Origin of the sequence: Bradyrhizobium sp. BRP56 (assembly GCF_020194035.1) — a bacterium.
GTDB lineage: Bacteria > Pseudomonadota > Alphaproteobacteria > Rhizobiales > Xanthobacteraceae > Bradyrhizobium > Bradyrhizobium australafricanum.
The window spans coordinates 1-21,079 of record NZ_JADYVV010000105.1; the positions used below are offsets into that span (position 1 = coordinate 1).

Here is a 21,079-nt window from a genome sequence, read left to right on the forward strand (position 1 = left end):
AGGCAAAACCGCGCGCCAACAGAACCCGCATTCAAAGGGATCGCTCGCCTTCGCCGCATGGGTCATCGCTCGTCTTGGCGGCTGGACCGGTTACTATGACAAACCCGGCCCAAAAACCATGCGCCGGGGCCTCGACGACTTCCAGCGCATCAAATACGGCTCGACCCTGAGACTCCAAAATGTGTGAATCGGAGAGCCGCTTGCGGGGAGAGGTCGGATTGCGAAGCAATCCGGGTGAGGGGGTACAGGTCTCACGACAATCGCCACCCGTGGATAAGGCCCCTCACCCCAACCCTCTCCCCGCGAAGAGCGGGGAGAGGGGGAACACTTGCCGCGCGCATGCTCAAAAAGTCGTCTTTGCGACAGCTTGTCGCAGCGGCTAGAACGCCCCGGTGGAAGCAACCCTCAACGAAAAAGTCAGGGAGAAAAACACGATGAAAACAATCTTGGCCGCAGCGGCGGCCGGCCTCGCGCTCGCGGTCTCAGCGACCGCGGCGAACGCCCAGATCTCCGACGATGTCGTCAAGATCGGCGTGCTCACCGACATGTCGAGCCTCTACGCGGACGCCACCGGCAAGGGCTCGGTCGCCGCCGTCGAGATGGCGGTCGCCGATTACGGCGGCAAGGTGAAAGGCAAGCCGGTGCAGGTGATCGCAGCCGATCACCAGAACAAGCCCGACGTCGGCGTCAACATCGCACGCAACTGGTACGACAACGACAAGGTCGACGCGATCCTCGACGTGCCGACCTCGTCGGTCGCATTGCCGATCTCGGCGCTGACGCGCGAGAAGAACAAGATCCACATCAATTCCGGCGGCGGCTCCTCCGATATCACCGGCACCGCCTGCTCGCCCAACACGGTGCACTGGACCTACGACACCTATGCGCTATCGAACGTCGCCGGCAAGGCGATGGTCAAGCGCGGCGAGGACACCTGGTTCTTCGTCACCGCCGACTACGCTTTCGGCATGGCGCTGGAACGCGATGCCGCCAATGTCGTCAAGGAGAGCGGCGGCAAGGTGCTGGGCGACGTGCGTCATCCGCTCAACTCGTCGGACTTCTCGTCCTTCCTGCTGCAGGCGCAGGCCTCCAAGGCCAAGGTCGTGGCGCTGGCGAATGCCGGCGGCGACACCACCAACGCGCTGAAGCAGGCTTCCGAGTTCGGCCTGACCCAGGGCGGCCAGAAGATGATCGCGCTGCTGCAGGAGATCACCGACACGCATTCGCTCGGCATCAAGGCCACCCAGGGCCTGATCGTCACCGACGCCTTCTATTGGGACATGAACGATGAGACGCGCGCCTTCTCGAAGCGCTTCAACGAGAAGGTCGGCCATATGCCGACCATGATCCAGGCCGGCCTCTATTCGGCGACCATGCATTACCTGAAGGCGATCGAGGCTATCGGCACCGACGAGGCGCCGAAGGTGATGGCCCAGATGCGCGCCACGCCGGTCAACGACTTCTTCGCCAAGAACGGCCATATCCGGATCGACGGCCGCATGGTGCACGACATGTATCTGTTCGAGGTCAAGAAGCCCGAGGAATCCAAGGGCGAGTGGGACCTCTACAAGCTGATCGCCACCGTGCCCGGCGACGAGGCGTTCCGCCCGCTCGACAAGGGCGGCTGTCCGCTGGTGAAGTCGAACTGACGGCCACGCCAGACCGGATCGCATCGAGCGATGCGATCCGGTCTCTCCGCGCATCGCAGACGGAATTCCGCGGCTGCCATGCCGTGCCCCGCAAGCCGGAGCGAAAGTCACTGCAGGCATTACGCCTGGAAGACCCGCAGCGTTGCGATCTGGAATGGACGCAGCGCCAGGCGGCATCCCCGATCCTCGGTCGGCAAGGCCTCGATGCGGTCTTCCAGGGTGTTGCTGATCCACACCGACGCGATGTCGACGCCGAAATCGAGCGCCGCGGCGGTGCGAATGCCGGCGCTCTCGTAAAGCCGCACCACCCAGCCGTCTCCATCCTCGGCGGGCTTGATCGTATCGACGATCACGTTGGCCGGAGACGCGGTCAGGAGCGATCGTCGCAACAGCGCGCCAGGGCGCCCTTTGGTCCACAGCACCGGACGCTCGAACCGCAAGGCGCGCCCGACCGTGTCCGCGCTGCGCCAGTCGCCGTGGTGGGGATAGATCGCATAGCGCATCCGGTGCCGCCCGATATCGGCCTGCGGATCAGGCAATTCGGAGCCGCGCAGCAGCGTCAGCGCGAGCTGGTTGCCGAACGCCGAATAGCCGTGACGGCAGTCGCTGAACAGCGACACGCCGAAATCCGGCTCGGCTAGATCGGCCCAGCGATGCCCGGGCACCTCGTACTTGGCCGCATCGGCATCCGTGTTGGCATGGGTCGGCCGCTCGGTTGCGCCGAACATGGTTTCATAGGTTGCGTTCGATGCACGGCAGGCGACGGGGAACATGACCTTCAGCGCCGTCTTGCGCTCCTGCCAATCGACCGTGGTTTCGAATTCGAGATGATCGGCGCCGGCATCGAGGCGGATCACCTGCGCGAGCCGGCTCGCGCGTCCGAGCCCGCGCTCGAAACGGATCTCGCCGCGCAGTCCGCCATCCGACAGCACGACGCAGCTCACCTCCCCCGTCACCTCGCGCGCGGTCTCCAGCGCGAACGGATCGATATCCCAAGCCTCGAAATCGAGCGGCCGGTCATCGAGCAGCAGCAGCCGGGCTGCCGGCGATGCGAAGGTCTCGCGGCCGGTCGCAACATGCAGCAGTGACCGAACGAGCCCGCTGCGATCAATGCGCGCTTCGAGCCGCGCGTTCGACAGCACGAAGCCGTCCAGATCGGCGGCGACCACAACGCGATCGTCGGTCGTCGTCGTTTCACCCTCCGCAAACGGCGCGGCGACGATGTGACGAAGCTCGCCGTCGGGGTCGGACGTGACCTCGGCGCGCGCGCAGCCCAGCGTGTTGACGGGTGTCCAATTGCCGCCTTCGGGATCGCACAGTGTCGTCAGCACGGCTTGCGTGCGACGCCCGGCCTCCTCCGCCACGCCGGCGAGTTCGACCTCCGCACGTTCATAGACCTCGCGGATGCTGCTGCCGGGAATGATGTCGTGGAACTGGTTCACCAGCAGCGTGCGCCACAGCGCTTCGATCTCCTGTGCTGATGGTGCCGGTTGCCGGCAGGCGGCCGCGACCGTGGTCACGAATTCGAGGGCCTGAAGACCGGCCTCGCAAGCGCGGTTGAGACGCTTGGTCTCGGCCTGCGTAGTGTAGGTACCACGATGATATTCGAGATAGAGCTCGCCTTCGATCGTCGCCAGATCCGGCGCTGATGTCGCCAGGCGGTCGAAGAACTCGTCGACGGAGCGAATCTGGATTCGCGGCAGCCCCTGCAAGTCCCTTGCGCGCTGCAACGTCTCGAGCATCGTCTCGTCGGCACCGCCGCCGCCGTCGCCATAGCCGAACAGATAGAGTGCGTCGGACGAACGGTCGGCGTCCTTGTAATTGGCGGCGTGATAGCGGAGCTCCGCGACCTGCGCCGATCCGTTGTAAGTGTCCGCCGGGGGGAAATGCGCCAGCACCGTGCTGCCATCCAGTCCGCGCCAATGGAAGCTGTGATGCGGCGGTGAGGTGAACTTGTTCCACGACAGCTTCTGGGTCAGGAAGCGCGACATCCCGGCCGACTGCATCAGCTGCGGCAGCTGGGCGTCGTAGCCGAACACGTCGGGATTCCAGAACACGCTGGAGCGCGCGCCGAACGTTTGCTCGAAATAGCGCTGACCATAGAGGAACTGTCGGCAGATCGACTCGCCCCACGGCAGATTGCAGTCCGGCTCGATCCAGCTGCCGCCGACCGGAATCCATTGGCCGGCGGCGGCCTTGGCGCGAATTCGGGCGAACAGGTCAGGGTCATTCTGCTCGATGACGGCATACTGATAGGCCTGTGAGCAGGCGAACTTGAAATCGGGATAGCGCTCCATCAGCGCCACCGCCGTGGAGAAGCTGCGTTGCGCCTTGCGCCGGGTTTCCGCCAGCGGCCACAGCCAAGCCGTGTCGAGATGGGCGTGGCCGATCGCCGACATCTCGTGGGTGATGCTGCCATTTCGTGCCGCGAGCAGGCTATCGAGGATCGCCCGCGCCGCCGGCCATGTCGCGCGATCGTCGGGATCGGTGATGTTGCAGATTCGGTTGAGATCGTGCAGCAGGCGCCCCGCCCAGGTCCGATCCAGCGCCGGCTGCGCCGTCTCTCCGACAGCTCCGTATGACCTCGACTTTGTCGTGGGGTCGCGGTCAGCCTCGAGCTGGCGCAGCACCTCGTAGTCGAAATAGAATGCCGTAGCCTCGGGATCGAAGCAGCGCAGCTCGCAGGCGACCAGCGCGTAGGCCTGCGGATCGCTCCAGAACGCACCGAACAGGCCGTTGCAGGCCACCTCCACATGGAAGCTGATCGTCTCCCCGCCGCTCGCCGACTGAACGAGCGGCGCGATGTGGCGGCCGGGATTGAGACCCTGCGAGGAGCGTCCGTTGAGCCAAAGCAGCGCTTCCGAGCGGCTGTCCCAATACAGATCCACGCGCGAGCCGGCCCAGGCCTGCGGCACCTCGGCCACGACCTGCACCCAATAAGTCGCCCATAGCGGTCCCAGCGTCTCGCCCAATGGGACCGGCCGATAATCGAGCTTGAGCGCGTCCTCGAGGCTGATCCGCTCGGTGGGACCGGCAAGCGCGAGCGAGGTGATCGGCACGCGGCCGGCATGAACCTTCTGTTGCAGCCGCTCCGCAAAGCCTGCCAAGCGGCGCCGCGTGTATTGCGGGTAGCGGCCGCGAATCCGGGCTATCGCGGGATCGCCGCCATCGCGGTCCTTGTCATTCATCAGGTTCTTCAGCCATTTGACGAATGATCACGTAAGGGTTGATGATGATTGCAACGCGCTGTCCGAATTGAATCGTCTGACCCACTCTCCCTACACTCTTCCCAAATTTTATCCATCCGACCAGCAAAAAAGCGCGCCCGGCAGCAACCGGACGCGCTCTTCTCTTGCAGGTGACGCGATGCGTTAGTCGATCGAATACTTGAATTCCGGCATCGCCTTCAGCTCATCCTTGCTCGCATTGAACACGGCATGATCCGGATACCAGGGATTCGGCTTCGACGTCGCCGCCGCAGGCGCCGCGCCCGTGGTGGTGGTCGTCGACTTGCTTGTGCTGCCGGTGTTCGAGGCGCCGGTATAGGCGATCGGCTCGTTCACGAACTTCACCTTGTCGATCGGGACCGCGACCAGGTGCTCGCCGACGCCAAGGAAGCCGCCGACGCCGATCACGACCGCCTTCATGGCGCCGCCCTTCTCCATCAGCAGATCATTGATCGAGCCGACGCTTTCATTGGCATCGTTGTACACGCTGAGGCCGACGACCTTCGACGCGCGCCAGTTGCCCTTGAACGAATCCGGCGACGTGGCTGACGTGGCTGACGTCGACGCCGCAGGAGACATCTTGTCGCCCTTATCGGTTGGCGTCTGCGCAACGGCGACGGTTGCAAGCAGCGCGGTGCCGGCGAGGCCGGCGATGATGGATTTGACCAACATTGATGGCTCTCCTCTCGCAAAATCGATGCTGGGAAAACCCGTCATCTTCGCAACCGTTCCTAACGGACCTGCGCTCAAAAGCCGCTCAAATGCCGAGGAACAGGGTGAGGACCTTTCAGCGTATGGAACGCTCCATCGCTTGACGAAAGGTATCGTGATCTCTCAACTAAGCTTGCGGTTGAGCCTCACGACTGCGCCGGACGCGCAGTCCATGATGTGACGATGTTTGGCTCACTAAGTCGTCCCGGCGAACCGCGCTGTACAAGCCGCACGCTCGCCCCGGCGACCGCATCATCGATCGACGAGCGTCGTCATGCGCGCATGTTGCCGCGCGATCAGAAGCCGCCCCAATAGGGCGGCACGCCGTAGAAGCGATGCAGCTCGACTTCCTGCGAGCGATCGCCCCAATCGAAATCCTTGTCGGCACGGAACGACGGCGCGCGCTTCAGCTCCTCGTCCTCGATGTCGAGCTCATAGGCCTCGAACTTCGGGTTGTAGTGCAGCCGGCCCCAGGGCAGCGGGATCAAATTGGTTCCAATGCCCAGGAAGCCACCGAAGCTCAACACCGCGTACGATACCTTGCCGGAGATCTTGTCGATCATCAGCCGCTCGATATGGCCGATCATGTCGCCATTGGCCCGGCGCACCGCCGTCCCCTCGACCCGGTCGCTTGCAATGAGCTGATGCGGCCTGGTCTCGACCTCGACAGCCATCTCACCCTCCTTGACCCGAAAGAGAAATAACGCGTCGCCGGGGTAACGGGTTCCGCCCCCGGATATGACAGCCGCCCTTCCCTTTCTCCGGCCGCCATAACGACCAGGGGCCGATGCGCTGTCCCGAGAGGGTTCTGCCGCATTTCAGGGCATAGGATTGATGACAGAACGATAACTTTTCTCCCTGCGGCCGACCTGTTAACCCGGATAGCCGGGCAAGATTTCAGACACATACTGAAACAAAATTCCTGAGCCGCTTTCCCCGAATCACGGACAAAAGATCGGTATGACCCAGGCTGCGCCCAATATCCTTGTCGTCGAGGACGACCGCGAGACGCGGTCCCTTATCGCAAAATATCTCCGCACCAATTCCTGTCATGTCACGACCGCCTCCGACGGCCGCGAGATGGCCAAGGCGATGACCGACCACCGCGTGGATCTCCTGGTGCTCGACGTCATGCTGCCCGGCGAGGACGGCCTCAGCCTGTGCCGCAAGGTGCGGGCGGAATCGCAGACGCCGATCATCATGCTGACCGCGCGCGGCGAGGACGTCGACCGCATCCTCGGCCTCGAGATGGGCGCCGACGACTACCTGGCAAAGCCGTTCAACCCGCGCGAGCTGCTGGCGCGGATCAACGCGGTGCTGCGCCGGCAGGCCGCCGCGCGCAACGCCAGCGCGATCGAGGGCGCGACCACGCTGACCTTCCTCGGCTGGCGTATCGACATCCGCCTGCGCGAGCTGCGCAACCCCGAAGGCGCGCGCGTCGCCATGACCAGCGCCGAGTTCGACCTGCTCCGTACCTTCTGCGAGCGGCCCGGCCGCGTGCTGTCGCGCGACAGCCTGCTCGACCTGACCCAGGGCCGCAGCGCCGGCTCGTTCGAACGTTCGATCGACGTGCTGGTCAGCCGCATCCGCCGCAAGATCGAGCCCGATCCGCAGGAAGCTACCATGATCAAGACGGTGCGTTCCGGCGGCTATGTGTTCACGCCGAGGGTGGAGGCGGTTGCCGCCACGAACAACTGACCATGAAGCTGCTGCGCGTGCTGAGTCTGCGGGGGATCGGCGCCCAGATGGCGGCGCTGGTCGTCGTTTCGATCGTCGCGCTGCATCTGATCATCACCGCCACCTTCCTGATCCATCGCCCTGATCGGCTGGAGCCTTCGGATCGCTGGCACACCCAGCTCGCCGCCGCCGCGCAGCTGCTCGGGCATGCCCCGGCGTCGGAGCGGCCGCGGCTCGTGGCCGACGTCGCCCGCGCCTTCCCGCAACTTGCGATCGGCGACCTGCCGGCCGATGCCGGCGCGCTTACCGAAACCGACACGCCGAGCCTGCACGCGTTGCGCCGGCTCGGCGCCGGCTATCGCATCTTCCTGCTGCCGCGCGAGGCTGGCGGCACGCCGCATGACGGCGAAATTCGCCGCGTCGCGATCCGCCTGCCCGACGGCGCCATGTTCGCCGCCAACCTGACGCCGGATCAGCACATGCGGCCGTTCTGGGGTGGACCGTGGATGATGACGGTGCTGTTCGCCGTCATCAGCGTCACCCTGCTCGGCCTGTGGGCGGCATGGGCGCTGACCGCGCCGCTGTCGTCCTTCGTCAAGGCCGCCGAGACCTTCAGCCTGAACGGCGCCGCCGCGCCGCTGCCCGAGCGCGGTCCGGAGGAGATCCGCTCGCTGGCCCGGGCGCTGAACCGGATGCGCGAGCGCATCACCGCATTGATCGACGATCGCACCAAGATGCTGGCCGCGATCAGTCATGACCTGCGCACGCCGATCACGCGGATGCGGCTGCGCGCCGAATTCATCGAGGACGAGACCCACCGCCACCGCATGCTGCGCGACCTCGACCAGATGCGCTCGATGCTGGAATCGGTGCTGTCGTTCCTGCGCAACGACCGCAAGCTCGAGGAGATGACGCTGGTCGACATCGCGAGCACGCTGCACCTCGCCACCGATCAGTTCGCCGACATGGGACACAAGGTCAGCTACGCGGGCCCGCAGCACGCGATGGCGACCGCGCGGCCGGCCGACCTGCATCGCTGCATCACCAATCTGGTGGAGAATGCCGTGCGGTTCGGCGGCGAAGTTGCCGTCCGCCTCGACGTCAAGCCCGACCGCCTCGTCGTCGATATCGAGGATGACGGGCCCGGCATCTCGGATGCGCACAAGGCGAGCGTGCTGGAGCCGTTCGTGCGCGGCGACCAGGCGCGCAACATGGATGAGGCCGAAGGCTTCGGCCTTGGTCTGTCGATCGCCAACGCCATCGTGCTCGCGCATGCCGGCACGCTGTCGCTGCACGATCGCAAGCCGCACGGGCTCGTGGTCCGGATCGAATTGCCGGCGCGGCAGCAGCAATTGCAGCGGCAGAAATCCGCGGCCTGATCAGGCGAAGCTGATGCGATGAGGAGACGTCAGGCGGCGAGCGGCGTAATGAGCTCCGCTTCCTCGTAGATCGCGATGGCCTCGAAGCGGTAATTGCAGGCGCGGCAATTCCACAAGAACGAGGAGCGGCCTTCGCTGTGCTCCACCCAATCAGGGCGGGCGATCGGCTTGCCGCATTGCGCGCAGGGATTTTCGCGAGGCATATAGCCGGTGTCCTGACGGACCATGGCGCATCTCCCGAATGTTGTTTCTTGCGTGCTTGGACAGAGCTGCTGACTGAACGATCGCGCACTCTGTCGTTGATGAAGTCTAGACCTTCATTGATTCGTTTGCACGACAAACTGCTGTGGATAGCGTGCGGCAAAATTAGTCAGAAAAATTAGAAGGAAATTGCAGGCCAAGACAATTTTTGGCTGAGACGATTGAAGCAAACAATTTGAAGCATCCGTCTTGCAATCGCGTCGTCCCTTCACCCCATGACCGGACAATCACGGATGCATTAACGTTCGCTGATGCGAAGGTTTTGCCACATTCCTGCCCGCTCGCCGTACCAATGAGACCGCAGAACCGACGCGCATCTGAAAGCCCGAGCGATTGAGATGAAGACCGTACAAGCCCTTGGCTGCCTTGCCGCAATCGCGGTGCTGGCGTCCTGCGCGAGCGCGCAGGCACAATCGCGCGCGCAATATGAGGCGATGGTGGCGGCCGAGGCCCAGGCCAACCTCGTACCGGAAGAGCTGGTGCATCGCGTCATCGTGCGCGAGAGCAAGTACCATCCGCAGCTGATCGGACGCGGCGGCACCATCGGGCTGATGCAAATCAAGCTCGGCACTGCACGCGGCCTCGGCTACACCGGTACCGCCGAGGGTCTGCGCGATCCCCAGACCAACCTCAAATACGGCATCAAATACCTCGCCGGCGCCTATCGCGCCGCCGATGGCAATCACGATCGAGCCGTGCGTTATTTCGCGGGCGGGTATTACTACGTCGCAAAGCGCCAGCGCGGGGATCACCTGAAGGAAGCGAAGCATGGCGGCGCGGGTGCACCGCCAAAGGAATTCGCCAAGTCGGAGCAAATGACGGCCGATACGGCCGAGCCGAAGCCGGAACAGGCCGAAAAATAGCACCGATCGCGTCCGCGCAGCCCCACGACGCGTGCCGGCCATCCTCGACACCGCCTGTCAAACGCGTCTGGCATACAAGTTGACACACGAGCCCATCCGCCTACATTAGGGGCGTTCCGAGGGGTGCTCCGAAGGAGGAGCTGAGATACCGCAAGCTTGGACTAGCCAGTAGGCGAATAGTCCGGGACCGCGGTGACCCTTTGAACCTGATCCGGGTCATGCCGGCGAAGGGACAGGGATGTATCAGACGTCAAGACCGCGGGGGGATTCCCCCGTCTCCATCATCGGCGCAGGCATAGCCGGCGCCTGGCATGCGCTCTTGCTCGCAGAGGCCGGACGTGCCGTCACCCTGCATGAGCGCAGTGACGCCGCGATGACGGAATCCACAAGCCACTGGGCCGGCGGGATGCTGGCGCCCTGGTGCGAGGCGGAGGCCTCCGAACCGGTGATCTCCCGGCTCGGCATCCGCTCGCTCGCGCTCTGGCGGCAGCATGTTCCGGAAACCCCGTTCAACGGCTCGCTGGTGGTGGCGCATCCGCGCGACCGCGCCGATTTCGAGCGCTTTGCCCGCCTCACCACCGGCCATCGCCGGATCGACGCCGAGGGCGTTCGCGCGCTCGAGCCGTCGCTCGAGGGCCGTTTCCGTGACGCCCTGTTCTATCCCGACGAGGGCCATGTCGAGCCGCGCCGCGTGCTGCCGCGGCTGCATGCCGCGATCGCCAAGGCCGGCGGCGCCATCAAGTTCGGCAGCGATGCCGAGGCAGCCGATTTCGACGGCGTCGTGATCGACTGCCGCGGCCTTGCCGCGCGCGACCGCGAGCCGAGCTTGCGCGGCGTCAAGGGCGAGATGATCATCATCGAGACCTCCGAGGTCGAGCTGGCACGCCCGGTGCGGCTGATCCATCCGCGCTGGCCGCTTTACGTGATCCCGCGCGGCGACGGCCGCTTCATGCTGGGTGCGACCTCGATCGAGGCCGAGGACAACGGCGTCAGCGTGCGCTCGGCGCTGGAGCTGCTCGGGGCCGCCTATGTCGTGCATCCGGCATTCGCCGAGGCGCGCATCGTCGAATTCGGCGCCGGGCTGCGTCCGGCATTTCCCGACAATCTGCCGAAAATCAGGATCGAGCAGGAACGCATCACGGTGAACGGACTCTACCGTCATGGCTTCCTGCTGGCGCCGGCGCTGGCGGAGCTGACGCTCGCCTATCTCGCGCGCGGCGAAATCGACAATGAGGTGATGCAATGCGCGTGATCGTCAACGGCGAGCAGCGGGAGATCAGTGCCGTCAGCGTCGATGCGCTGCTGGCCGAGCTCGACTATGAGGGCACGCATTTCGCGATCGCGCTGAACTACGACGTGGTGCCGAAGAGCCGCTGGGCCGACACCGCGCTGAAAGCCGGCGACGAGATCGAGATCATCACGCCGCGACAGGGAGGGTGATGTGAGTTTGTTCGCACACTCCCTCCCCATGTCGTCCCGGCGAAAGCCGGGACCCATACTCCGCGGCCCTTCATTGGGGCACGCGGGGCGACGTTCCCTCCGACAATTTTCGGTTGTGGTTATGGGTCCCGGCCTTCGCCGGGACGACGGCATAGTTTGAGGAGACACATGGTCACCTTCTACGGCAAATCCTTCCCGTCACGCCTGCTGATCGGCACGGCTCTGTATCCCTCGCCTGCAATCATGCAGAACGCGATCCGCGCCTCCGGCGCCAGCATCGTCACGGTGTCGCTGCGGCGCGAGGCGGCGGGCGGCAAGACCGGCGATGCGTTCTGGTCGCTGATCCGCGAGCTCGACGTCACCGTGCTGCCGAACACCGCGGGCTGCCGCAGCGTGAGGGAAGCGGTAACCACCGCCAAGCTCGCGCGCGAATTGTTCGGCACGCCGTGGATCAAGCTCGAGGTGATCGCCGATAACGACACGCTGCAGCCCGACGTGGTCGGCCTGGTCGAGGCGGCCGGCATCCTGATCAAGGACGGTTTCGAGGTCTTCCCCTATTGCACCGAGGATTTCTCGGTCGCCTCGCGGCTGGTCGAGGCCGGCTGCAAGGTGGTGATGCCGTGGGCAGCACCGATCGGCAGCGCCAAGGGCATCACCAACCGCGACGCGCTGAAGCTGCTGCGCGACCGCCTGCCCGACATCACGCTGGTGGTCGACGCCGGCTTAGGGGCGCCATCGCATGCCGCCGAGGCGCTCGAGCTCGGCTATGACGCCGTGCTGCTCAACACCGCGGTCGCCAAAGCCGCCGATCCCGTTGCGATGGCCAATGCCTTCCGCCTCGGCGTCGAGGCCGGCCGCACCGCTTACGAAGCCGGGCTGATGGAAGCCCGCGACTTCGCCTCCCCCTCCACCCCTGTCGTTGGGACCCCGTTCTGGCATGCCGTATCCTGATCCGTTCTATCCCGTCGTCGACAGCATCAAGTGGGTCGAGCGACTGACCAAACTCGGCGTCGGCACCATCCAGCTGCGCGCCAAAGAGCTCGACGATGCCGGGGCGCTGCAGATCGTCAGCGATGCGCTCGCGGTGACAAAGGGCACGCCGACCAAGCTCGTCGTCAACGATTACTGGCGCGCGGCGATCGTCGCCGGCGCCGAGCATTTGCATCTCGGCCAGGAAGACCTCACTGAGGCCGACCTCGCCGAGATCCGCAAAGCCAAGCTGACGCTCGGCATCTCCACCCATGACGACGCCGAGCTCGCCACCGCGCTCGCGGCCAAGCCGGACTATGTCGCGCTCGGCCCGATCTTCTTCACCACGCTCAAATCGATGCGGTTCGAGCCGCAGGGCATTCCGAAGATCACCGAGTGGAAGAAGCGGATCGGCTCGATCCCCCTTGTCGCGATCGGCGGCATCAAGTTCGAGCACGCGGCCGAGATCTTCGCGGCCGGCGCCGATTCGATCGCCGTCGTCAGTGACGTCACCCAGAACCCCGACCCCGACGCGCGGGTCAGACAATGGCTCGGCCTCAGCGCGGAGGCCGCGTGATGCCCACAACACCCTGCCCATTCCGTCACCCTGAGGAGCGCGGCACGCGCGTCTCGAAGGGGCGACGGCCCGGCTCGTTCATCCTTCGAGACGCGCTTCGCGCTCCTCAGGATGACGAGGTCAAAATTTCGCACACGAATTAAAACGGAGGATCCCTCATGAACATCCGCTCCAATCCCGACACCACACGTCCCGCCGTCACCACCGGCGCGCTGCCCGCCTCGCGCAAGATCTTTGCGACGCCGGAGGCCGCACCTGATGTTCGCGTGCCGCTGCGCGAGATCATGCTGTCGGAGGGCGCCGGCGAGCCGAATTTGCCAGTCTACGACACGTCGGGCCCCTACACCGATCCGAACGTGACGATCGACGTCAATGCCGGCCTGCCGCGCAATCGGCTGGCCTGGGTCAAGGAGCGCGGCGGCGTCGAGGAATATGAGGGGCGCACCATCAAGCCGGAGGACAACGGCAATGTCGGCGCCGCGCACGCCGCCAAGGCGTTCACCGCGCACCACAGGCCGCTGCGCGGCCTCGACGGACACAAGATCACGCAGCTCGAATTCGCCCGCGCCGGCATCATCACCAAGGAGATGATCTACGTCGCCGAGCGCGAGAATCTCGGCCGCAAGCAACAGCTCGAGCGCGCCGAAGCCGCGCTCGCCGACGGCGAGAGCTTCGGCGCTGCGGTGCCCGCCTTCATCACGCCGGAGTTCGTCCGCGACGAGATCGCACGCGGCCGCGCCATCATTCCCTCCAACATCAACCATGCCGAGCTCGAGCCGATGATCATCGGCCGCAACTTCCTGACCAAGATCAACGCCAATATCGGCAACTCGGCGGTGACCTCGTCGGTCGAGGAAGAGGTCGACAAGATGGTGTGGGCGATCCGCTGGGGCGCCGACACCGTGATGGACCTCTCCACGGGGCGCAACATCCACACCACCCGCGAATGGATCTTGCGCAACTCGCCGGTGCCGATCGGCACCGTGCCGATCTACCAGGCGCTGGAGAAGTGCGACGGCGATCCCGTCAAGCTGACCTGGGAGCTCTACAAGGACACCCTGATCGAGCAGTGCGAGCAGGGCGTCGATTATTTCACGATCCACGCCGGCGTCCGGCTGCCCTACATCCACCTCACCGCCAACCGCGTCACCGGCATCGTGTCGCGCGGCGGCTCGATCATGGCGAAGTGGTGCCTCGCGCATCACAAGGAGAGCTTCCTCTACACCCATTTCGACGAGATCTGCGACCTGATGCGCAAATATGACGTCTCGTTCTCGCTCGGCGACGGCCTGCGCCCCGGCTCGATCGCCGACGCAAACGACCGCGCGCAATTCGCCGAGCTCGAGACGCTCGGCGAATTGACGAAGATCGCGTGGGACAAGGGCTGCCAGGTCATGATCGAGGGCCCCGGCCACGTGCCGATGCACAAGATCAAGATCAACATGGACAAGCAGCTCAAGGAATGCGGCGAGGCGCCGTTCTACACCCTCGGGCCGCTGACGACCGACATCGCGCCGGGCTATGACCACATCACCTCGGGCATTGGCGCGGCGATGATCGGCTGGTTCGGCTGCGCGATGCTCTGCTACGTCACGCCGAAGGAGCATCTCGGCCTGCCCGACCGCAACGACGTCAAGACCGGCGTCATCACCTACAAGATCGCGGCCCACGCCGCCGATCTCGCCAAGGGCCACCCCGCCGCGCAGCTCCGCGACGATGCGCTCAGCCGCGCCCGCTTCGACTTCCGCTGGCAGGACCAGTTCAACCTCGGCCTCGACCCGGACACTGCGAAGAACTTCCACGACGAGACCCTGCCGAAGGAAGCCCACAAGGTCGCGCATTTCTGCTCGATGTGCGGCCCGAAATTCTGCTCGATGAAGATCACCCAGGACGTCCGCGACTACGCCGCGACGCTCAACGACCCGTCGGGCGTCGGGATGTCGGTGTCAGCCACCATCGAGGACGGCATGGCGACGATGAGCGCCAAGTTCAAGGAGATGGGGTCTAGCGTGTACCTCGATGCGGACAAGGTGAAGGAGAGCAATCGGGTGTTGTGAGGGCTCGCCCTCACCGCTCGTCGTGCCGTGCAACAGCGCGAAGCGCGTCTTCGCGCGAGATGACCCGCGTATCCATCGAAATACGAAAGGCCGGGTGAAAGCCCGGCCTTTTTGCGTCTGGACCATTCACTTGTAGTCCATTGCGTGTGTGCGGCTTGTAGAAGGCCGGTCACGACAGCAACCGGCCCAGGGCCACACCAGGCGCTCCGCAGAACCCTTGACTTGGATCAACGAAAAATCCGCTATCTCATCGCTTGCTATGACGCTCGAAAGCGATGAAGGTCGCGTCGGGGATATTACCCCTGCTCCCCTCAAGCACGATTGAGCGCCAAGTTCGGTCGCAGAGGGTCCAGCAGCCTAATCACCATTTGATTGGAGAGTTTCATGAGAACCTTCAACGCCGTGCTATTCGTACTTCTCGTTGCGCAAACGGCCTCGACACAGGCTGCGGATTTGAACGGAGCCTGGACGATCGACGCCTCGGCTTGCAACCAGGTCTTCACCAAGGAGAACAACAAGCTCGCGTTCAGGAAAGATGCAGATTTCAACGCGGGTGGCCTGATCGTCCAGGGCAAGCAAATCACCGGCACGTTTCAAAAATGCACTGTCAAATCGCTGCATGATGACGGGCAGAACGTTCGCGTGATTGCGGCGTGCTCAGACGGCGTCGCGGTTTCGGACGTGTCATTCGACATAAAGCTCTCCGGCGAGAACAAGATCATACTCAGCTCCAAGGAACCGGTGCCCGTAGAGACGCCGTATGTTCGCTGCTCGATGTGATAGCGGTGGCGATGGCCTGAAAACAAAGCTACTAGCCCGGATGAGCCGAGCGATATCCGGGGTTTCTATCTGACCCGCATATCGCTGCGCTCACGCGGGCTACGCTATGCCGACGCGCCAGTGGCCACCTCCTGCACGGCGCCACCGGCGCTCGCGCCAAACGCGATCTCCCGATACCCCTCCGCCGCCACCCCGTTGATGATTCCCAAAAACTTCGGCGTGCCGCCGTTGTAGACGAAGTAGCGGACCGTTCCCTCCTCGTGGCCGGCAACGTTGGAGTTGTAGCCGGTGAACCACGACTTGGCTTTGCGCATCAGCATGATCTCGTACATCTTGACGACATGCGCGGTCCAACGCTCTTGCGCCTCCAGCGTGGCGTCGGCGCGGGTCAGGCCGCGATCCCACATGTATTGCATCAGGTTGGTGCACCAGTTGACGCCGTTCTCGATGCCGCGCGGAAAGTTCGTCGAGGCGGAGGCGCTTTGCGGGCCGGTCGGCATCAACAGGTTCGGGAAGCCGTGCACGAGCATGCCGAGGAAGGTCGACGGCGCGTGCTTCCACTTGTCGGCAAGGCTCTCGCCGCCGATGCCCCTGATATCGATCAGGTCGTAGGCGCCGGTGATGGCGTCGAAGCCGGTGGCGTAGACGATGATGTCGAAATCGTAGTCGCGCGCCGCGGTGCGGAGGCCTTTTTCGGTGACGCGCACCAGCGGCGTTTCGGAGAGATCGACGAGCTGCACATTGTCGCGATTGTACGCCTCGAAATATCGGGTCTCCAGCGGCAGCCGCTGCACGCCAAAGCCGTGATCCCGCGGGATCAGCTTCTCGGCGACATCAGGATCGTTCACGCGCTGGCGGATACGGCCCGCGATGTATTCCGAGAGCTCCGCATTGGCGGCTTCATCCATGAATATCTCGCGGAAGTTCGCGAGCCAGATGCCGAAGCCGGGCTCGTCGTAGAGCTTGTCCCACAGCTTGAGCCGCTCCTCGCGGCTCACCTCGTAGAAGCCGCGCTTGTCGGGCCCGTGCACAAAGCTGCCCGGCGTCAACGCGCAGGCCGCAAAAATCTCGTCATAGCGGGCGCGGATCTCGGCCATCTCGGCAACCGAGATCGCGGAGTTGTTGAGCGGCGCGCTCCAGTTCGGCCGGCGCTGGAACACCGTGAGCTCGCCGACCTTGTCGGCGATCTCGCCGATCAGCTGGATGCCCGTCGCGCCGGTGCCGATCACCGCGACCTTCTTGCCCGCGAGATCGACGGGCTCGTGCGGCCAGTAATAGGTGTGGAACGAGTGGCCCTTGAAATCCTCGGTGCCTTCCACCCGCGGCATGGTCGGCGCGGACAGCAGCCCGATCGCGAGCACCACGAAGCGGCAGGTCAGTTCGCGGCCGTCACTGATCCTCAATTGCCAGAGATCGCGCGTCTCGTCGAACTGCATGGTCTCGACCTTGCAATTGAACTGCATGTGCTTGCGCAGGTCGAACTTGTCGGCGACGTAGTTGAGGTAGCGCAAATTCTCGGGCTGGCCGGAGAAGCGCTCCTTCCAGTGCCACTCGTCGAGCAGCTCGCGCGAGAACGAGAACCCGTAGGTATAGCTCTCGGAATCGAAGCGGCAGCCCGGGTAGCGGTTCCAGTACCAGGTGCCGCCGAGATCGGGCGCGGCTTCCAGCACGGTGGCATCGATGCCGAGATCGGCCAGCCGCTTGATCTGGTAGATGCCGGCGACACCGGCGCCGACCACGATCACCTCGTAATGGGTTTTCGCCTCTCCCGTCATGGCTTGCTCCAAAATTCTTCTTGATCTGTTGGGCTGGATTACAGACCGTTTCGCCCGGTCAGGCAACCGCGAGCGAGCGGGCACGACTTGCGTTGAGGCGCTGCGTGCACCACATCGATCACTGCAATTTCACCGAGCGCAATCCGGGCAAGCGACATGACCGACAATCTCACCGGCGTCTGGGACGGCAGCTATGTTCAGCCGAGCGGCATGGTCACGTTCCTGGCGACGCTGATCGACGCCGGCGGCGCGCTCGGCGGCAGCGTGACCGAACCCTGCGTGATGCCGGGCTGTCCGATCAGCACGCACAATGCATCGCTTGCGGGCCAGCGCTCCGGCAGCGCTGTTACGTTCGTCAAACGTTACGAGCCGCCTGGCTACGGCTACAACACCGTGCACTATGAAGGCGCGGTCAATGCCGACGCGACCGAGATCGACGGCCACTGGAGCATTCGCGGCACAAGGTTCTCAGGGACGTTCCTGATGGTGCGTTCGACGGGGCCGGCGCAAGGGGCGGCAGAGAAGAACGAGATCAAGGAGCCGGCGCGCTAGCGCAGCGGGACAGCGAACACCGCAAACTCGACTCAACTAAATTATAAATTGCGCATGTCCGACATATTCTACTATTACTAGCACAACTCAATTGCAGAGACGACGAAGCTCATGGCGATAAGTCTTCACCTGACAATACACGACGGGGGGCTTCCCGAATCGGACACGCCCATCTTTGCACGGCATTCTTTTTTGAGTTCTCAGTCATGAGCGAAAGAAAACCAGCTGCATTCTTGAGCTACGTTCGATCTGATGATGACCACGACAGCGGACAGATAACGTCGTTCCGCAGACGTCTTGAAGGGCACGTCGCGTTGGACAGAGCCGACACCTCGCATACAAGCAAAACTTGACGACCTGCTGAGAATGCATGACCACCACCGCCTCCCCGACCAGCTCCGCGCCAATCTGCGCCTGGTGTTCGTCGGCACCGCGGCCAGCACGCGGTCAGCCGCCGTCGGGCATTATTACGCGCATCCCGGCAACCGATTCTGGCGTGCGCTGCATGAGGCCGGCATCACGCCGCGGCGCTATCGACCGGACGAGTTCGCGGCGCTGCTCGCGCTCGGCATCGGCTTCACCGACCTCTCCAAGACCGGCGCCGGGATGGATCACGAAATCAACAGGCAGTCGTTCGATGTGGTGGGCTTCCGGACGAAGATCGAGACCTATCGGCCGAGGACCGTCGCCTTCACCAGCAGGAAGGCGGCGAGCCTGTTCTATAACAGGCCGACCAGCGCGCTGGTGCTCGGTCGGCAGCCATCAATGAACGGCTTTCCCGAAGTGTTCGTGCTGCCGTCGCCATCAGGCGCGGCGTCCGGGCATTGGAGTTTGCAGCCGTGGCGTGAGCTCGCCGAGTGGATCACCGAACTGTAGGATGGGTAGAGCGAAGCGCCCCCTTATTCCTTCAACGTGATCGCAAGCCCGCTGAGGTCGACATTGGCCATCAGGCCGACCTGCTTGCCGCTCAGTTCGAGCACCGCGCCGTTCTGGTTGGTCAAGAGGATGCCGCGCACGCCGGCGCCGAGCGCAACGCCCATGCCCGCCGCGGCGTAGACGCCGTTGATATCCTGCGGACGGCGGATATTGCGCACCCGCCCCTGCAACGTGGTCTGCGAGCCGCCGAACACGAGCCCATAGTCCAGCCCGCCGGCCGTGAGCCCATAGGTCTGGCCGTGGAAGGTCATGACGCCCTTGCCGGCGGAGCCGCCGAACACCCAGCCGCCCTTGAAGATCACGAGCGTCACCGCGCCCTCGTCAGCCAGGGCAGCGGACGTTCCGGTGAGCATCGCCAGCGCGAGCAGCGCGGCGCGGGCGAAGGATGGCAATTTCATGGGGGATTCTCCGGACGAAGTGAGAGCGAATCGCGGCAATCCAGCCGACCGGCGGCATCGCTGAAATGCCGCGAAACATGCGGGATTGCGCTTGTTCCTGATGGTGCGGAGTCTATCATCGCCTCCGCAGCCGCGCGACCACTGGCGCATGCGCGCCCACCGCTTTGCCGGATCGCTGAGGAGTTTGCGCAACAGGGATCTGCATCGATGCACGATTTCACCCCACTTACCGGCCTTGCCGGCGGCGCGCTGATCGGGCTTGCCGCCGCGCTCTTGATGCTGCTGACTGGGCGAATCGCCGGGGTCACCGGCATCGTCGGCGGCGCGCTGCAGGCCGATACCGCCGACCGTAGCGCCGATCGCTCCTGGCGCATCGCGTTCATCGCGGGACTGATCGGAGCGCCCCTGATTGCGGCGCTGTTCGGCGCGCCGCTGCCGCGGCCGGCGATGAACGCGAGCCTTGTGGTGGTCGCGATCGCGGGACTGCTGGTCGGATTCGGCACAAGGATGGGCAATGGCTGCACCTCGGGCCACGGCGTCTGCGGCTTCGCGCGGCTGTCCGGCCGCTCGATCGTGGCAACATGCATCTTCATGCTGACGGCGATCGCGACGGTCGCGATCGTCAGGCACGGGATCGGAGGCTAGCGATGGCACCTCTCGCAAGCTTTGTCTGCGGCCTGATCTTCGGCGCGGGGCTTCTGATCTCCGGCATGACCGATCCGCAGAAGGTGCTCGGCTTCCTCGATCTGTTCGGCGCGTGGGACGCGACGCTCGCCTTCGTGATGGCGGGCGCGGTTGCGGTCGCAGCAGCCGGCTTTGCGATCGCGCGGCGGCGCGTCGCGCCCGCCTTCTCGGCGCGCTTCCTCTGGCCCGACCGCACCGACATCGATGCGCCGCTGGTTGCCGGCGCGGTGCTGTTCGGCATCGGCTGGGGCCTCGTCGGCATCTGCCCCGGGCCGGCACTGGTCAATCTCGCCGGCCTCTCGCTACCGATCGTGGTCTTCGTCGTCGCGATGCTCGCAGGCATGATCGGCCAGAATCTCTTCGGCAGGAATCTCTGGCGCCGGCGTGCAGCGGCGCCGCGCGCCATCGAAACTTCTCCCCTTCCATCTCGCGCAGACGGGTGACCCAATGACTGAAAAGACAACAATCAAGCATTTCCCCCCTCCGCCCGGCGTCCAGGCGCCGCCACTCTCGTTCGGCGCCCGCGTCGGCGATTTGTTGTTCATCTCCGGCATTCCCGGCTTCGACGCCAATCGCGAGCTGCCCGACGGCTTCGAGGCGCAGTTCGCCAATGTCGTGACCAATATCAAGCGCGTGCTGAGCGAGGCGGGCGCGACGATGCGCGATCTCGTCAAGGTCAACGTGCTGCTGACGCGCGCCAGCGACGTCGCGACGATGAACGCGCTGTATGCCGGCGCGTTCGGCCCCGCCCCCTACCCCGCACGCACCACCTGCGTGGTGGTGGCGCTGCCCAATCCGAAGATGCTGATCGAGATCGAGGGCGTGGCACACGTGAAGGGGTGATCTCTGGCTCTGTCATGCCGGAGCGTGCCACTTGGCGCGAGCCCTCAGGTGCACAATTGCGCACCGGTTGAATCGAGGTCCATCTTCATCGTCGTCCTGCCGAAGACCCATTGCCCCAAATCTCAATTGTCGCGCGACGCTGGGGCCGCGTTCCCGTTCACAAGCAAATTCGGTGGTTGATGGTGTGGACGGCCCCCTACGGCATCAGTGTGCCAGAATGAGGTTGTCTAGATCTCATACAAGGGAGCCGTCCGTGAACCAGATTATCCGCATTGGGATTGATACGTCGAAGTATATTTTT

Annotated in this window: 22 protein-coding genes, 1 pseudogene and 1 riboswitch; of the genes and pseudogenes, 17 read left to right on the forward strand and 6 right to left on the reverse strand. The window is 64.4% G+C overall.

Annotated features, from left to right (window positions below; genetic code table 11):
- Together I6F38_RS40920 and I6F38_RS40925 are read left to right on the forward strand one after the other, a co-directional pair.
- Positions 1–187: pseudogene (locus I6F38_RS40920) on the forward strand (transposase); the annotation flags it as partial.
- A 247-nt stretch (positions 188–434) separates the two neighbouring features.
- Positions 435–1,649, forward strand: a complete 1,215-nt coding sequence (locus I6F38_RS40925; RefSeq protein WP_225164375.1) for an ABC transporter substrate-binding protein — start codon at positions 435–437, stop codon at positions 1,647–1,649.
- Positions 1,650–1,768: 119 nt separating this feature from the next.
- Here I6F38_RS40925 and I6F38_RS40930 read toward each other — a convergent pair whose 3' ends face one another.
- Positions 1,769–4,837 (reverse strand): glycoside hydrolase family 38 C-terminal domain-containing protein, encoded by a 3,069-nt coding sequence (locus I6F38_RS40930; protein WP_225164376.1) that lies wholly within the window; start codon positions 4,835–4,837, stop codon positions 1,769–1,771.
- A gap of 183 nt (positions 4,838–5,020) precedes the next feature.
- Positions 5,021–5,548, reverse strand: coding sequence for a PRC-barrel domain-containing protein (locus I6F38_RS40935; protein WP_225164377.1), 528 nt, complete (start codon positions 5,546–5,548; stop codon positions 5,021–5,023).
- Here I6F38_RS40935 and I6F38_RS40940 point away from each other — a divergent pair.
- Positions 5,529–5,768: a hypothetical protein gene (locus I6F38_RS40940; protein WP_225164378.1), complete on the forward strand. Its 240-nt coding sequence runs from the start codon at positions 5,529–5,531 to the stop codon at positions 5,766–5,768. The genes I6F38_RS40935 and I6F38_RS40940 overlap by 20 nt on opposite strands.
- Positions 5,769–5,883: 115 nt before the next feature.
- Here the strand turns inward: I6F38_RS40940 and I6F38_RS40945 are convergent, their stop codons facing one another.
- Positions 5,884–6,261, reverse strand: a complete 378-nt coding sequence (locus I6F38_RS40945) for a PRC-barrel domain-containing protein (protein WP_028344225.1) — start codon at positions 6,259–6,261, stop codon at positions 5,884–5,886.
- A 286-nt stretch (positions 6,262–6,547) separates the two neighbouring features.
- Here I6F38_RS40945 and I6F38_RS40950 point away from each other — a divergent pair, with 286 nt between their 5' ends.
- Complete coding sequence (locus I6F38_RS40950) at positions 6,548–7,285, forward strand: response regulator (protein WP_018273044.1); 738 nt, start codon at positions 6,548–6,550, stop codon at positions 7,283–7,285.
- 2 nt (positions 7,286–7,287) lie between these two features.
- Positions 7,288–8,643, forward strand: coding sequence for an ATP-binding protein (locus I6F38_RS40955; RefSeq protein WP_225164379.1), 1,356 nt, complete (start codon positions 7,288–7,290; stop codon positions 8,641–8,643).
- A gap of 29 nt (positions 8,644–8,672) precedes the next feature.
- On the opposite strand, the gene I6F38_RS40960 is transcribed toward I6F38_RS40955, so the two are convergent.
- Positions 8,673–8,870 carry a hypothetical protein gene (locus I6F38_RS40960; protein ID WP_028332600.1) on the reverse strand — a complete coding sequence of 66 codons (198 nt, stop codon included), beginning with the start codon at positions 8,868–8,870 and terminating at the stop codon, positions 8,673–8,675.
- A gap of 372 nt (positions 8,871–9,242) precedes the next feature.
- Between I6F38_RS40960 and I6F38_RS40965 the strand changes: the two genes are divergently transcribed.
- From I6F38_RS40965 to I6F38_RS40995, 7 genes are all read left to right on the forward strand, one after another.
- Positions 9,243–9,767, forward strand: coding sequence for a lytic transglycosylase domain-containing protein (locus I6F38_RS40965; RefSeq protein ID WP_057014952.1), 525 nt, complete (start codon positions 9,243–9,245; stop codon positions 9,765–9,767).
- 109 nt (positions 9,768–9,876) lie between these two features.
- A riboswitch (TPP riboswitch) is annotated at positions 9,877–10,018 on the forward strand.
- Positions 10,006–11,019 carry an FAD-dependent oxidoreductase gene (locus tag I6F38_RS40970; protein WP_225164380.1) on the forward strand — a complete coding sequence of 338 codons (1,014 nt, stop codon included), beginning with the start codon at positions 10,006–10,008 and terminating at the stop codon, positions 11,017–11,019. Its footprint overlaps the riboswitch before it by 13 nt.
- Entirely contained in the window at positions 11,010–11,207 is a 198-nt protein-coding gene (gene thiS, locus I6F38_RS40975) for a sulfur carrier protein ThiS (RefSeq protein WP_038383033.1), read from the forward strand. Before I6F38_RS40970 ends, thiS begins: the two co-directional genes overlap by 10 nt.
- A gap of 168 nt (positions 11,208–11,375) precedes the next feature.
- Positions 11,376–12,158 (forward strand): thiazole synthase, encoded by a 783-nt coding sequence (locus tag I6F38_RS40980; protein ID WP_225164381.1) that lies wholly within the window; start codon positions 11,376–11,378, stop codon positions 12,156–12,158.
- Positions 12,145–12,753, forward strand: a complete 609-nt coding sequence (locus I6F38_RS40985) for a thiamine phosphate synthase (RefSeq protein ID WP_050384999.1) — start codon at positions 12,145–12,147, stop codon at positions 12,751–12,753. Before I6F38_RS40980 ends, I6F38_RS40985 begins: the two co-directional genes overlap by 14 nt.
- A gap of 158 nt (positions 12,754–12,911) precedes the next feature.
- A complete protein-coding gene (gene thiC / locus I6F38_RS40990) occupies positions 12,912–14,810 on the forward strand; it encodes a phosphomethylpyrimidine synthase ThiC (RefSeq protein ID WP_225164382.1) in 1,899 nt (632 codons plus the stop codon).
- A gap of 384 nt (positions 14,811–15,194) precedes the next feature.
- The gene (locus tag I6F38_RS40995) at positions 15,195–15,590 is read left to right on the forward strand and encodes a hypothetical protein (protein ID WP_225164383.1); all 396 of its coding nucleotides are present in this window, start codon (positions 15,195–15,197) and stop codon (positions 15,588–15,590) included.
- A gap of 104 nt (positions 15,591–15,694) precedes the next feature.
- On the opposite strand, the gene I6F38_RS41000 is transcribed toward I6F38_RS40995, so the two are convergent.
- Positions 15,695–17,365 carry an NAD(P)/FAD-dependent oxidoreductase gene (locus I6F38_RS41000; RefSeq protein ID WP_225164384.1) on the reverse strand — a complete coding sequence of 557 codons (1,671 nt, stop codon included), beginning with the start codon at positions 17,363–17,365 and terminating at the stop codon, positions 15,695–15,697.
- A gap of 156 nt (positions 17,366–17,521) precedes the next feature.
- Between I6F38_RS41000 and I6F38_RS41005 the strand changes: the two genes are divergently transcribed.
- Complete coding sequence (locus I6F38_RS41005) at positions 17,522–17,917, forward strand: hypothetical protein (protein ID WP_225164385.1); 396 nt, start codon at positions 17,522–17,524, stop codon at positions 17,915–17,917.
- Positions 17,918–18,283: 366 nt separating this feature from the next.
- Complete coding sequence (locus tag I6F38_RS41010; protein ID WP_225164386.1) at positions 18,284–18,793, forward strand: mismatch-specific DNA-glycosylase; 510 nt, start codon at positions 18,284–18,286, stop codon at positions 18,791–18,793.
- A gap of 23 nt (positions 18,794–18,816) precedes the next feature.
- Here the strand turns inward: I6F38_RS41010 and I6F38_RS41015 are convergent, their stop codons facing one another.
- Positions 18,817–19,251 (reverse strand): hypothetical protein, encoded by a 435-nt coding sequence (locus I6F38_RS41015; protein ID WP_225164387.1) that lies wholly within the window; start codon positions 19,249–19,251, stop codon positions 18,817–18,819.
- Positions 19,252–19,458: 207 nt separating this feature from the next.
- Between I6F38_RS41015 and I6F38_RS41020 the strand changes: the two genes are divergently transcribed.
- Genes I6F38_RS41020 through I6F38_RS41030 form a run of 3 tightly spaced genes read left to right on the forward strand, consistent with a single transcriptional unit; the run spans position 19,459 to position 20,778 of the window.
- On the forward strand, positions 19,459–19,896 hold the full coding sequence (locus I6F38_RS41020; protein WP_225164388.1) for a YeeE/YedE thiosulfate transporter family protein: 438 nt from the start codon (positions 19,459–19,461) through the stop codon (positions 19,894–19,896).
- A 2-nt stretch (positions 19,897–19,898) separates the two neighbouring features.
- Positions 19,899–20,378 (forward strand): DUF6691 family protein, encoded by a 480-nt coding sequence (locus tag I6F38_RS41025; protein WP_225164389.1) that lies wholly within the window; start codon positions 19,899–19,901, stop codon positions 20,376–20,378.
- A gap of 4 nt (positions 20,379–20,382) precedes the next feature.
- Positions 20,383–20,778 carry a RidA family protein gene (locus I6F38_RS41030; protein ID WP_076824036.1) on the forward strand — a complete coding sequence of 132 codons (396 nt, stop codon included), beginning with the start codon at positions 20,383–20,385 and terminating at the stop codon, positions 20,776–20,778.
- Positions 20,779–21,079: the final 301 nt, after the last annotated feature.